Source organism: Paenibacillus mesotrionivorans, from assembly GCF_046098205.1.
Classification (GTDB): Bacteria; Bacillota; Bacilli; order Paenibacillales; family NBRC-103111; genus Paenibacillus_AR; species Paenibacillus_AR mesotrionivorans.
In genome coordinates, this window is the sequence record NZ_JBJURJ010000010.1 from 124,794 (window position 1) to 137,224 (window position 12,431).

Genomic DNA, 12,431 nt, shown 5'->3' on the forward strand with positions numbered 1-12,431 from the left:
CATAATATTGTCAATTTAAATCGAATAATGTAGAAGTTCGCGAATTGTTCACAAAATAGCCGGGTCGCCTCAGTTTCCTGTAGAGCCCATGCGGCAGATTGGCCACCTCTTTGTTGGGTTGCTAACCTGTGAGGTAACGGTGATACAGGTGGCAAAGCTGTAGCGGAACTCAGCGACTCTTAGCAAGCTAAATACGCCCGATTTGAAACGTAACGGAACCAAGCGACTCTTACCGCTCATTTCGGCTGCTTCCTCCCCTCTAATTTGCCGCTAAGAGACGGAGAGTTCCGTTAAAAACCCGCAGAGGTCATTTTGGCTGTCTAAGCATCTCTCAGTTCCGTTAAAACTTCACACGTTGCTCCCACTCGTCCTGACTGCCAAACAAGACAAACAGACACAAAAAAGCTGGACGGAAAACTTGTGGTTTTCCGCTCAGCTTATTTATTTCGGGACTCTTCAGTCAGCCCCTTGCCATATCCTGCTCCCCGCTAATTTTACCCCTTCACCGCCCCTGCCGTAACCCCCTCCATGATCTGCTCGCTTAGAATGAAGAAGGCCACAACAATGGGCAGCATACTGATGACCAGTGTTGCTCCGATGGCGCCCCAGTCCGTGCTGTATTGCCCAACGAAATTTTGCACGCCTACCGTTAAGGTTTTCAGATGATCCGAGCTGATGAACGTATTGACGAAGATGAACTCATTCCAGTTATAAATCATGTTAATAATCACGGTAGTGGTTAAGACGGATATGGTCATGGGAAGAACCACTCTGAAGAACATCCGGTTGACCGTGCAGCCATCCATCACCGCCGCTTCTTCAATTTCCCGGGGCAGGGCGTAATAGGCACCCAGCAGAATCATAATCGTAATCGGCATATTGAAGGCGGTATACGACAGGATCACCGACAGCGGGTGGTCCTTCAGATTAAAATCCGAAAACAGGCTGAACAGCGGAATCAAGGTGGAATGCACGGGAATCATCATCCCGGTCATAAACAGCCCCAGAACCAGAGAACGGTTCCTCCATCTCATCCGGGTAATGGCATAGGTGACCATGCTGGCCAGCAGCACCGTCAATATTACCGCCGTCACCGTAATCCACACGCTGTTCATGAAATAGTGGCCAATCTGGCCCTCTGTCCACACCTTGGTATAATTCCCCCAGCGGGGATGGAGAGGCAGGGCAAAGGGAGACAGATTAAACACCTCCTGGTTATTCTTCAGAGAGAAGAAAACCAGCCAGATCAGGGGCAATACCTGCAGAACCGCAACCATTGCCAGAATGAGATAGAGCAGCGCCCACCCACCTGCTTGTAAAACTGCGGATCCGGGCTGCCGTAAGACCGCTCTGCTCCGGGTGATGACAGCTTTGGCCATGAACGTGCCCTCCTAGGAATATTCGATGGTTTCTTTGGCGGCCGTCCATTTGCGGATGAGCCAAGTAACAACCAGACAGATCAGCAGCAGGAAGAACCCGATGGCGCTGCCATATCCGAAGTTGAAGCCCTTAAAGGCGATCCGGTACATATACGAGGCCATCACCTCACTGGCGCCGTTGGGTCCCCCGTTGGTCATCACATAAATCAGGTCAAAATACTTCAGAGAACCCACAACGGCCAGCACCACCGTTACCTTGAACACCTCGGCGATAAGCGGAACCTTGATCCGCAGGGCAATCTGCAGCGGATTCGCTCCGTCGATACGGGCCGCCTCCTCCAGGGAGGAGGGGATATTCTTCAGTGCGGAATAATAGATCAGAATATAGAAGCCGGCGTACTGCCACAGAATAGGGACAAACAAGGCAGGCAGCACATAAGCCGGTTCAGCCAGCCAGGCAGGTGTATTCGTAAAACCGATAAACTCCAGAGCGCTGGTCAGAATCCCGTTAGTGGGATGGTAGATTTTCAGCCACAGCTGGGCGATAGCCACCGACGACAGCAGCATCGGCACCAGATAAATCTTACGCAGCAGATTGGAGCCCTTGATCCGTCCGGCCAGCAGCAGCGCCACCGCCAGATAAACCAGCAGGCTGAGAGCGGAGAAAACGGCCAGCAGCAAGGAATGGAAGGCGCTCTCCCAGAACAGCCTGTCGCCCATCAGCTCCAGATAATTATCCAGACCGATGAACTCCTTGGCGCCGATGCCATCCCACTTGGTCAGCCCGTAATAACCCGTCAGCACAATGGGAATGTAGATCAGCCCCAGGACCAATAGAAGCGAAGGCAGTACATATAATGCGATAATCCATTTGTTGGACAGCACCTTATCCATGTGGTTACCGTTCCTCCTTCCGGCTTTATTCGCTGGCTGCCTTGGTCAGCGCTTCCTCATGCTTCTTGGCGAAGTCCTCTGGCGTCACCGCTTTGCCGAAGATGGCCTGGATCATATTGAGATGCGCCTCAGCGGCGGAGGGTTTCATCTGCACATCGGCAAACAGTGTGATGCTGCTGGCATTGTTCAGCTCCTTGAGGAGATCAATATACATGGCGGGCAACTGCACAGCAGAGGTATCCACCTTGGTAGCCGGTATCACACCCGCATCGGTGACGGAAACCTTGCCCCATTGCTCTACAAAATACTCCACGAACTTCTTGGCCTCTTCCTTCACCTTGGAGTTCTGCGCCACGAACAGGCCAACACCGGGACCGCCCACCCAGCTGTTCACATCACTTTTGCCACCGCTGACGGTGGGGAATTTGAAGAAGCCGACATTGTCTTTAAACGCTTTGGGCACATCCGGATTGGTGGTAAAGTTGGGCAGCTCCCAGGTTCCCATCATGTACATGGCTGCTTTTTCGTTCATAAATTCGGACTTGCCTTCATCATTGGACAGCCCGTTGAAGCCCTTATTGAAGGCGTTGAGATCTACCAGCTGCTGGATTTCCTTGGCCGCCCGGATCAGGCTGGGATCCTCGAAGGAGGCGCTGCGGTCCACAGCCTTCTTCAGCGGCTCCGTGCCGCCGATGCGGTTGGCCAGGTACATGTACCACAGGGACCCGGTCCAGCGGTCCTTATTGCCCAGAGCAATCGGAGCCACATTGTTCTTGACCAGTGTTTTCACAACCTCAAGGAATTCATCATACGTGCCGGGCACCTTCAACCCGTACTTGGCAAAAAGCGCCTTGTTATAATAAACCGGGGTAATGTTCAGCTCCAGGGGGTACGCGTAGGTTTTGCCGCCGATGGCATACGCCTCTGTAGTGCCGGCCACAAATTTATCCTTCAGCTTGCCCTGCAGCCCGTCATCCAGAGTAGCGAACAAGTTGCCCTTGACATACGGCTCCAGGAAACCCGCTGCCCAGGTCATGCCTACATCCGGCAGCTGGTTGGAGGCGGACAGCACCTTCAGCTTGCTTTTGTACTGCTCGTTCTCCAGAATTTCCTGCTTCACGGTTACATTGGGGTTGGCCTTGGTGTAGTCGTCGATGATTTTGTTAACGATTACATTTTGCTGTTTGGAGCTCCCTGCCGGCCACAGATGCATGAAGTTAATGGTGACCTTCTCCGCCTTGGCGGTCGGTTGAGTGGTGGCTTGGGCAGACGCTGCAGCTGTAGCTGCCGGTGCAGATGATGCTTTGGACCCTTCCTCATCCTTGTTCGAGGCACAGCCCGCCAGTGAAACCGCTCCCAGCATGGACAGCGCCAACAGACCAGCAAACGCTTTTTTGACCATTCCAACTTCCCCCTTGGGTATCGTCGCCGCCGCGCAATGCTCCGGCAGCTGTGTCTTTATCGTAGCATGGCCGTTTTGTTCCCGTAAGGTTACAGGTTTTGGGGAAAATACCTTATTCTTTAGATGGGCCCGTTGTCCCCGGACATCTGCTTGCGGTATTGGCTGGGGCTTAATCCCGTGTTTTCCTTGAACAGCTTGATGAAGTATTTGGGGGTCAGATACCCCACCTGCGCGGCAATTTCACCGATGGGCAAAGCCGTGGCAAGCAGCAGCTCCTTGGCCTTCTGGAGTTTGCAGCGGGTGACATATTCCAGGAAGGTCAACCCGGTCTGCTCCTTGAACAAAAAGCTGAAATAGCTGGCGTTCAGGTGCACCACCTCCGCTACCTCCCGCAGGCCTAAGGGGGCCTGGAGATGGCTCTCCACATAACGCATAGCCTTCAGCACCGGCTCGCCGATCCGCCCTTCCCCGCTTTCCTGGAGCTCCAGCAGGGTTTGATCCACCATCCTCTCCATCGCCTGCTGGCGGTGGCGGCTTTGGTCCAGCTTCAGAGCCTGCTCCACCGTTTCCAGGAGCTTGCGCTTCTCCAGGGGCTTCAGCAGATATTGGAACACCCCCAGCCGGATGGCATGGTGGGCATATTCGAATACGGCGTGGCCGGAAATAATAATGACTACCGGGCTGGCTCCCTTGGCCTGGGCTTTCTCCACCAGTGTAAGCCCGGTGATCTCCGGCATGCGAATATCCGTGATAAGCAGATGCACCTGCTCCTCCTCCAGCACCCGTGTGGCTTCAGCCGCGCTGCCCGCGGTTATAACCCGGACTGCTCCGGACAAGTCCGTTTCCAGCGTTTTTTTGACCCCGTCCCGGGTTCTTGGCTCATCATCCACCACCAGTACAGTCTTAAGCGAATTCATGCACTCTCCCCTTCTTCCCTGGGAATCTCAAACCGCACCACCGTGCCCGCTCCCGGTGTGCTCTCCACAGACAGGGCACCTGCCTGATCATGGTAATATAGCTCCAGCCGTCTCTTCACATTGCGCAGCCCCAACCCCGTCCCCTTCGTGGAAACTGGCGTGCCCGAGCGGATGGACAGCAGCAGGCTCTCCAAGGCCTTGGCCTCCATCCCCGCTCCGTTATCCTCTACAACTACGGCAAGCCTCTGGCCCCCCAGCTGCCCGAGCTCCTCGATAGCGATGCGGACTCTTCCGCCCTCCACCTTCCCTTCGATGCCATGGACAATGGCGTTCTCCACCAAAGGCTGGATCAATAGCTTTGGGATGGGTGTAGCCCGGCAGGAATCCGGGCAATCCACGGACCAGAACAGCCGCAGGCCGAAGCGCATCCGCATGATGTGAAGGTACCGCTCAATATGCTCCAGCTCATCGCCGATGGTGACCCACTCCTGCTTGCCGGAGCCGCCGATGACATAACGAAACATGTGGGACATGGCTACCACCAGATCCGCCAGCTCCTCCTCCCCCTTGTCAGAGAGCGACCAATAGAAGGCCTCCAGCGTGTTGTACAAAAAATGCGGGTTGATCTGCGCCTGCAAAGCCCGGAGCTCCGTCTGGCTTTGGACCAGCTCCTTCTCGTAGACCAGCTTAATGAGGGCATTGATATTGTCCGCCATCTGGTTATACGTATGGTTCAGCTCCTGCAGCTCCATGGTGCGGGAATGCTCCAGGTTGGGCTTCAGCACACCATCCCGGGCGCCGCGCATAGCCTTGATCAGCCGGAGAATGGGCCGGGTAATAAGCCCCGAGAGCAGATAGGACAGCACAATGAACAGCACAAAACCCGCTGCCCCCGAAAGCAGCAAGGCCTGACGGAGGACAGAGATCCCCTTGGTCACATCGCGGACGGGAGTGAGAATCATCAAGGTCCAGCCGGTGGATTCGGAGGGCTGCTTCACCAGAATATATTCCTCCCCGTTAATCGGGACCGTCGAGCTGGTGCTGTCCAAAAGCTCCTGCACGGGAAGGGGGATTTTGGTATTCATGGCAATGGGAGAGCCGTCGTGATCGGCCAGAATCATCATCTCGGTCATGCGGCCCAGAGGATACGGCGTCTGAAAATCGAAGTAGGACCGGTCCAGACTCAGCAGCAAATAACCGCCGTGGGAGTACCAGCGGTCCATCAGATTGATCCGGCGCAGGGATAATACCGACGAAGAATCGCCCGGGTCAATGCCCAGCCAGGCCAGCCGGCCCAAACCCGAATCGGCGGCTTGAATATCCTTCGGGCTTACCCGGGCGCCCAGGCTTTGATCATCCATGGGAAACAGCCTGCGCCCGTCGGCAGCATACAGCTCCACCCGGTTCACCCCGGTGGAATAGGACTGGAAGCGGCTGATCACCTGAAGCAGCCCCTGCCGCTGGGTGAAGTCGGCCTGCCTGCCCTTCAGCTCGTGAAGCAGCAGTTCCTGCACATACCCGTCCGTCATAATTTGGGCCGTCAGAGCATTGGTCTGCTCCAAGAGCGCATCCAGCCGTCCGTTGGCCTGCACCGCCGTCTGCTCGATATGGCCGCTGGAGTTATTCTTCAAAAGGAGAGACACCGATTGATACGTGCTGGCCCCGAATACACAAAGAACCACCGTCATCACCCCGACAAAACCCACCAGAATCTGGCTGCGCATGGTATGAATTCTGAGCAAGGCCCCGACCACCATTTCCTTTTTTTATAAAAGTTGTAAGTGCTTACATCCGCATTATACAGAAAGTCCGGTGGGTTGGGAAGGGGGAAAGAAGTAGTTGACATGTCAATTACAGTCTGCCGCGGAATAGTACTTGTCCAAAGATACTTTTTGCTCTTCTGCCCTTACAAGTTCGCATTCTATGAATATTTTAGGATTGCAGACTTAAAATCTGTTAATTTTTATGAGGAGTTGATTGTGAGTGGAAGAGAACAGAAAGAAAGAACCTTGTAATTGTGGTCAAAAAGCAGAGAGCAGTGACTTTCTCGGTCCAGCAGGCGGGAAGTTGCAAAGCAATAGCTTACGTGCCAATGCATGTCTTTCTAATCAATCTGACTTTATCAACGGGGCTGTAGTTTCTCAAGGAACATCCTACAATATCATTGACTTAGCCAAATGGGTGTCTTGGCAGAGCTTTCAATCTCCTTATTACGGAGTTTTGCCAATTTCAATCATTCTTGCTCACTGGGCTTTTGAGCATGGCTGGAGCCGGTCCTCTTTTCAAAGCGCATGGAATCCAGGTTTTCAAACTGGCAACTGTGGCTACGACGGTACATCTGATGGCACACCTCACGGTACATTTTTTAATAATGTTATTGAAGGGGTCTCGGCTTATGCCCATCTGATCATTTCTGGCTACCGTCATGTCCAATTCGCATACTCTGATGGAGGGTTCGGGAATACTGGTCTTAATGCAGCATGTACTGCGTTAAGATATGGATACTACTCAGGATATACAGGCAGTTCTACTAGTTATTGTGCTTCATCAAATTCCTTCGCTCTGAATAGCACAGCCACAAGGAGATTGTGGACAGCAAGTGGCGGTTACGAAAATATGTATGAGACGATAACCGGGAGAGATTGTTTGAATAACTACACTTACCAGCAGTCTAGTGATCCGAATGTATATGGGTTCAGCAACATTTCCTGGTAAAACATCAAACCCCAATAAGACAGCTGTCTTATTGGGGTTTTCTAAATCATTTGATTACAAGGTCCATAGTTAAAGCAATATGGGTCACCTTGTCTTTCTCAAGCGTAAATATAATTGAATATTTATTGTTTGCTGATTTTTGCTCCAAACGTTGACTATCACCATTTCCCTTGACCTCTTTTGCTTCGGGATATGCTGTTGCTACATCTATCTTTGTACTACCGATACCAATATCTCTTGGCGTTTTCCCCAGGAAAGGACTGTTTACTCGAATTGCCCAAACTGCCTCGCCAAGGTTTAATTCGAGCCCTTTTTCTTTATATATCCATAATGGATCTCCAATACCATGCGAGATTGATTCTTCAGTTGGTTTACCAAGCTTTTGCTTTACTTCATTTGGGGATTGCCCAATTTTCAAGTCGCCAATCATCATATCCTTTTCGGTCAAAGAATGATCATTCACTTGGGTTTGTGTAGTCGGTGTTGCGCTAGGAACTGGAGATGGAGAATGCTTACTTTCAGTAATATCCTTGTTAGAACATGCTGATACGAGTAACAGCAAGCAAGCCACGCTCGTTCCCATCCATAATTTTTTCCATGCATTCATCACTTTTCACCTTCTTTCCATATTCAAATATTCATTCCCCATTTAGACGCAAGTAAAAGCAAAAAGGTTCCATAAATCCACTTTTATTAGTAATTAACGGTAATTAATCAATTAACATATTTACATCATCAATGGGGATGTAGGTCAAATCTAGCACCAGAAGAAACGAGGTAGTACATATAATGCCATTATCAGTTTGTCTGGGCGTATGATACACGTATTGGAACACAATGCCCAAACATGCTATAAGTAAAGAAAGAAGCAGGCCATGCACCATTTAGCTTTATATTTTTAGGGATGAAAGGATTTGGAGATGAGCTGGAGTAAATTGAAGCAGCAGCTGGAGGGTTTTCTCAGTCCGGCACTAGCAGAAAGAGTGGCATACCGGGCAACCGGCTACCGCTACTTGCTTGACCGGCCGGGGATTTGTTACCTTGCCGTAGATAAGAAGGATATCCTGAATATGAATGACCGGTCCAGCCCCATCCGTTGGTATGAGACGGAGCAGGAGGTCCGGAATGATCCGGATATCGATGTTCCTGTTAATCCGGAAGAGATTGAAGCGATCCGCATGGAAACCAAAGGGGCTGTGCCGGAGGCGCGTCTTCCTGTCATAGCCAGGAGCAGAAAAAACACCGTCCACGCCAAGCAGCTGATGCTGGCCCAGGCGGCGCTAAGTAAATCCAATTTTACCGCCGCCGCTACCACCTTTTTATCGACATCCATCGAAGACAGTCTGGAGAGCCCGGATATCCTGTTGAACATCCTGGCCCTGATCGACAGACGGGTAGGCAAAAAGCGGATCGTAAACCTGTTCGGAAAGATAAAGGCCAAACATCCGGCCGTGCAGTATTTCTATGAGCTGCGGCGGAGCACGTTATAAACAGGGAAACGCCCAAATACGGCATCACCTGTCAGTATGCACAAACCTTCTCTAGCATTCTGCAATATGGTAAGGGTGAGATGCTAGTTAGCTTGCTAGTATTCTCGACTTACTTCAAGAGGAGGAAATTTCATGGCGATTGAATATTCCAAGATTGTCCGGCTACCGGTTACTCCTGCAGTGAATGGGTTTAGCACGGATTTGGTGTTGCCCAGCGCGTTCTCTTTTGGCTCCGGCGGCGGATTTATTAACTTCTATGTAGGCTTCGGCGACTATGAATGCGGCATCTCCACCCGCAACGGCGAAAGCAGCTGGCATTGGTTTGCCAACAGCGGCGCAGTCCCGGGAACAGATGCCGGAGGAGCATACGGGGAATTCGTCAACGGGGATACGGTGAATATCAGCCTGCAGCTTTTATTGAGCTCGGGCTCCAATTATGTTGTGAAATTCTATGTAAATGGCGTTCACCGCCACAGCTTCTCGCCAACCTATTCCTCCACCGCTACCTTCGCCAACGGGCGCGTCGTTCTGGCTTGTGCACAGGGCCAGTGGGACTCCTCTGCTTCGATTCCCAATCCTCTTCCTGCCTTCACCATTCGGCACAATCAAGTGAAAACCTTCAATACGAAGTACCGGAACGCAAGCGGCACATGGATTAATGTTAACTCCAGCAATTGTACCCCCGGCATTACCCATTCTCCTGCGGGGGGTACCACTCCTGCTCCCGTGGATTATTCCGTTTCTGCGGCTTCTTTTGGCAGCGGGATTTATTACGCTTCCGTAAAGGTGTAAGCTTCCTCATATCCTCTATCCCGGACGTAAAGAATAAGCCGGGCGGAAACACATGGTGTTCCGTCCGGTTTTTTTGCTGCCCGTATCACGCCATTGACACCCCAAAAATAACAGGAGTATAATAAACACTATTCAATGATTGAACACTGTTCAACAAACGAAGAGGTGTATAGGATGAGCATTGCCGAACGAAAAGAACGGGAAAAAGCGGAGATGCGGGAGGATATTCTGAACGCCGCGCGCGAAATCGTCAGCCACAGCGGGATAGACGGAATCTCCATCCGCAAAATAGCGGGCATGATCGACTATTCCCCCGCCATCATCTACCACTATTTCAAGAACAAAGAGGAGATCATCGGAATCCTTATGGAGGAAGAATACCGCAGGATACTGGCGGCGTTGTCTCCTCTCCAAACCACCGGGAATTCACCGGAGGAGCGGCTGAAGGAAAGCATAAAAAGCTTCATGATGCTGGCTGTAGAAATGGGCGATGCCTATAAAAGCATTATGCTCAATTCTTCCCCCGCCGTGCTGGCCCGTACCTCTGTGCTGCAGCAGGGTGCGGCTTGTGAACGTCCGGCCATCAGCATGGTGTGCAGAGTCCTGCGGGAGCTGCCGGGATGGGCCGGGTCTACGGACGCCCAGGTGGAGCTGACCGCACAAACCATCTGGTCCCTGGCCTTCGGACTTGCACTGCGAAGCATTGTGGAGCAGGTGAATGAGGAGCAGCGGCAGCGGTTGATGGAGCATACAACAGAGTTTGTTCTGCAAGCACTTCGGAATCCGGCTAAACAGCCTAAAGGAGGAATGTGAATGAAGCATCAACGAACCATCAGTATTCTTACCGCCCTGATTGTCCTACTGTCCCTAGTGGCGGGAATCATCGGAATTATGCCGGGGGAAGGCGCAGAGGGCCAAACCTTCTTATCCATTCACGGGGAAATGGTCCAGCTCCACGGCAAGGGCATCTATGCCAAGGACTCCGTTGCGGCGGCAGCCCAAGCGATAGCACAGGATTGGGTGACGGTGTTTCTCGGCGTTCCGCTTTTGATCCTGTCCTGCTGGTTTGCAAGACGAAAGTCGCTGAGAGCAAGATTGTTATTCGCGGGAACACTGGCCTATTTCCTGTATACCTACATGTCTTATTCCTTCCTGTGTACATATAACCCGCTGTTTCTGGTGTATGTGGCGCTGATGTCCTTGTGCTTTTTCGCGTTTGTGCTGGTGATGCTTTCCTTTGATATGGCCCTGCTCCAACAAGCATTCAGCGAGAAGCTGCCCACCCGAACAATCGGCATTCTCATGATCGTCTTCATGTGTGCCATTGCACTCATGTGGCTGGGCAGGATCGTTCCTCCTCTTCTGGATGGAGGCACTCCCTTGGTTCTGGAGCATTACACCACACTGGTCATACAGGTAATGGATCTGGGTTTGATCATTCCCGTATCCATTCTGTCGGCCATTCTGCTGATGCGCAGAAGACCAGCCGGGCTGCTGCTCTCTGCGGTGATGTGTATGAAAGGAGCCACCATGCTGACCTCCCTTACGGCCATGGTCATTAACCAAAAGTTGGCTGGAGTGGACATATCGGTAGCGGAAATGGTGGTGTTCCCCGCTGCCAACCTGCTGGTTCTGCTGGGCATCTTCGTCTTTATGACGAAAATCCGTGTGAGTCCTTCAAATTAACATTTGGTTCCCTCCAGCCTCTTTCCGAAATGCAAATGTGCATTTATTTGAGAGACTAACCTTCGTTTGTACAATCTATCCTGCAAAAATGCAGTTATTTCCGTCAGATGGGAGCAAGTTGGACCCTGCGGCTCCAAATAAATGCACATTTGCATTTGGTATGCAGCAAGCGTCGAAATTCTGGCAGAATAGATGCACTTTTGCAGGATAGTCGTTTCACAGAGGTCCCTCCAAACCAGCCCTGCCTGTTTTGAAGCCTCCATAACCTTCTGTACGCACCAGCTTCAAGGCTTCGTCAATCTGCATGGCGCCATAACCCGTGTCCGGATCAAACCCGGCCGCTTCCACATCCCTGGCGCTGTCATACAGCAGCTGCCGCACCTGTTCCGGCTGCAGGTCGGGCTGCGCCGCCAGAACGGCAGCCACAGCTCCTGTGACTTGAGCGGCGGCATAAGAGGTGCCGGAGGCGGTAGTGCTCTCCCCCCGCAGCCCCAACACCTGCAGCTTTTCTCCCGGAGCCGCCAGAGTCACCCCGTTCCGCTGGGAGAAGGAGGCCGCCCGGCCATCCTGCCGCAGCGCCCCCACACCGATGACGGTTTCGTAGGCAGCAGGGTAATAGGTAAGCTCGGGAGCGGTCCGTTGGCGGTTCCCCACCGAAGCCACCACAACGACCCCCTGCTGCTCCGCATACGCGATGGCTTCCCGCAGGGCAGGGACATCCCTGGTGACTCCTGCGCTGAGGTTGATGACCTGGCAGTCGTACTCATCCACCGCATCCCGGATGATCCGGACGATGGTATTCAGATCCGATTGGACGGGCTTCCCGCCGGCGGTTCTGGTATCGTACACCAGCGGCACCAGTACGGCATCCGGCGCCGATTCCAGAATCAAACCCGCCAGAGCCGTGCCGTGGCCGATAACATCAGCCGTATCCCGTCGGGGCAAGGCGTAATTCCAGCCCTTGCCGATATGGGCGGCGTCAATGGCGATAGGGGAGATGCCGCTGTCGATGAGAGCCACCTTCACCCCCGGCTGCTCCGCTGCCGCCGTTCCCGACACCGCCAGAAACAGCTGGCCTAACAAAATAACCCCCCAAAAGTGACGACATGCTTCGAAGCCATTCCGGATACGAAAAGAGAGAATCGGTTTCACCGTG

General features: G+C 52.7%; 12 protein-coding genes. 5 read left to right on the plus strand and 7 right to left on the minus strand.

The features are described from left to right. Positions 1-494: 494 nt before the first annotated feature. The 5 genes from ACI1P1_RS16390 to ACI1P1_RS16410 all read right to left on the minus strand — a co-directional run bounded on the left by ACI1P1_RS16390 (position 495) and on the right by ACI1P1_RS16410 (position 6,334). Complete coding sequence (locus tag ACI1P1_RS16390) at positions 495-1,379, minus strand: carbohydrate ABC transporter permease (RefSeq protein ID WP_416217499.1); 885 nt, start codon at positions 1,377-1,379, stop codon at positions 495-497. 12 nt (positions 1,380-1,391) lie between these two features. Continuing rightward, complete coding sequence (locus ACI1P1_RS16395; protein ID WP_416217500.1) at positions 1,392-2,273, minus strand: carbohydrate ABC transporter permease; 882 nt, start codon at positions 2,271-2,273, stop codon at positions 1,392-1,394. A 25-nt stretch (positions 2,274-2,298) separates the two neighbouring features. Next, positions 2,299-3,675: an extracellular solute-binding protein gene (locus ACI1P1_RS16400; RefSeq protein ID WP_416217501.1), complete on the minus strand. Its 1,377-nt coding sequence runs from the start codon at positions 3,673-3,675 to the stop codon at positions 2,299-2,301. Positions 3,676-3,794: 119 nt separating this feature from the next. Further along, a complete protein-coding gene (locus ACI1P1_RS16405) occupies positions 3,795-4,592 on the minus strand; it encodes a response regulator transcription factor (RefSeq protein ID WP_416217502.1) in 798 nt (265 codons plus the stop codon). Beyond that, complete coding sequence (locus ACI1P1_RS16410; RefSeq protein ID WP_416217503.1) at positions 4,589-6,334, minus strand: cache domain-containing sensor histidine kinase; 1,746 nt, start codon at positions 6,332-6,334, stop codon at positions 4,589-4,591. Before ACI1P1_RS16410 ends, ACI1P1_RS16405 begins: the two co-directional genes overlap by 4 nt. Before the next feature lie 241 nt (positions 6,335-6,575). Here ACI1P1_RS16410 and ACI1P1_RS16415 point away from each other — a divergent pair, with 241 nt between their 5' ends. After that, positions 6,576-7,307 carry a hypothetical protein gene (locus ACI1P1_RS16415; protein ID WP_416217504.1) on the plus strand — a complete coding sequence of 244 codons (732 nt, stop codon included), beginning with the start codon at positions 6,576-6,578 and terminating at the stop codon, positions 7,305-7,307. 46 nt (positions 7,308-7,353) lie between these two features. Here ACI1P1_RS16415 and ACI1P1_RS16420 read toward each other — a convergent pair whose 3' ends face one another. Then, positions 7,354-7,914, minus strand: a complete 561-nt coding sequence (locus ACI1P1_RS16420) for a hypothetical protein (RefSeq protein ID WP_416217505.1) — start codon at positions 7,912-7,914, stop codon at positions 7,354-7,356. Positions 7,915-8,227: 313 nt separating this feature from the next. Here ACI1P1_RS16420 and ACI1P1_RS16425 point away from each other — a divergent pair, with 313 nt between their 5' ends. The 4 genes from ACI1P1_RS16425 (at position 8,228) to ACI1P1_RS16440 (ending at position 11,275) form a co-directional block, all read left to right on the plus strand. Beyond that, positions 8,228-8,797: an SF0329 family protein gene (locus tag ACI1P1_RS16425; protein WP_416217506.1), complete on the plus strand. Its 570-nt coding sequence runs from the start codon at positions 8,228-8,230 to the stop codon at positions 8,795-8,797. 132 nt (positions 8,798-8,929) lie between these two features. After that, complete coding sequence (locus ACI1P1_RS16430; protein ID WP_416217507.1) at positions 8,930-9,589, plus strand: hypothetical protein; 660 nt, start codon at positions 8,930-8,932, stop codon at positions 9,587-9,589. A 174-nt stretch (positions 9,590-9,763) separates the two neighbouring features. Next, positions 9,764-10,402, plus strand: coding sequence for a TetR/AcrR family transcriptional regulator (locus tag ACI1P1_RS16435; RefSeq protein ID WP_416217508.1), 639 nt, complete (start codon positions 9,764-9,766; stop codon positions 10,400-10,402). Beyond that, positions 10,403-11,275 carry a hypothetical protein gene (locus tag ACI1P1_RS16440; protein WP_416217509.1) on the plus strand — a complete coding sequence of 291 codons (873 nt, stop codon included), beginning with the start codon at positions 10,403-10,405 and terminating at the stop codon, positions 11,273-11,275. Between the two features lie 216 nt (positions 11,276-11,491). Here the strand turns inward: ACI1P1_RS16440 and ACI1P1_RS16445 are convergent, their stop codons facing one another. Beyond that, positions 11,492-12,427, minus strand: coding sequence for a S8 family peptidase (locus ACI1P1_RS16445; RefSeq protein WP_416217510.1), 936 nt, complete (start codon positions 12,425-12,427; stop codon positions 11,492-11,494). Between the last annotated feature and the right edge of the window lie 4 nt (positions 12,428-12,431).

What these genes read in the sequence shown, in the direction of transcription:
- ACI1P1_RS16390 (WP_416217499.1), bottom strand. Translation starts at nt 1,379, where the DNA reads ATGGCCAAAGCTGTCATCACCCGGAGCAGAGCGGTCTTACGGCAGCCC.
- ACI1P1_RS16395 (WP_416217500.1), bottom strand. Translation starts at nt 2,273, where the DNA reads ATGGATAAGGTGCTGTCCAACAAATGGATTATCGCATTATATGTACTG.
- ACI1P1_RS16400 (WP_416217501.1), bottom strand. Translation starts at nt 3,675, where the DNA reads ATGGTCAAAAAAGCGTTTGCTGGTCTGTTGGCGCTGTCCATGCTGGGA.
- ACI1P1_RS16405 (WP_416217502.1), bottom strand. Translation starts at nt 4,592, where the DNA reads ATGAATTCGCTTAAGACTGTACTGGTGGTGGATGATGAGCCAAGAACC.
- ACI1P1_RS16420 (WP_416217505.1), bottom strand. Translation starts at nt 7,914, where the DNA reads ATGAATGCATGGAAAAAATTATGGATGGGAACGAGCGTGGCTTGCTTG.
- ACI1P1_RS16425 (WP_416217506.1), top strand. Translation starts at nt 8,228, where the DNA reads ATGAGCTGGAGTAAATTGAAGCAGCAGCTGGAGGGTTTTCTCAGTCCG.
- ACI1P1_RS16430 (WP_416217507.1), top strand. Translation starts at nt 8,930, where the DNA reads ATGGCGATTGAATATTCCAAGATTGTCCGGCTACCGGTTACTCCTGCA.
- ACI1P1_RS16435 (WP_416217508.1), top strand. Translation starts at nt 9,764, where the DNA reads ATGAGCATTGCCGAACGAAAAGAACGGGAAAAAGCGGAGATGCGGGAG.
- ACI1P1_RS16440 (WP_416217509.1), top strand. Translation starts at nt 10,403, where the DNA reads ATGAAGCATCAACGAACCATCAGTATTCTTACCGCCCTGATTGTCCTA.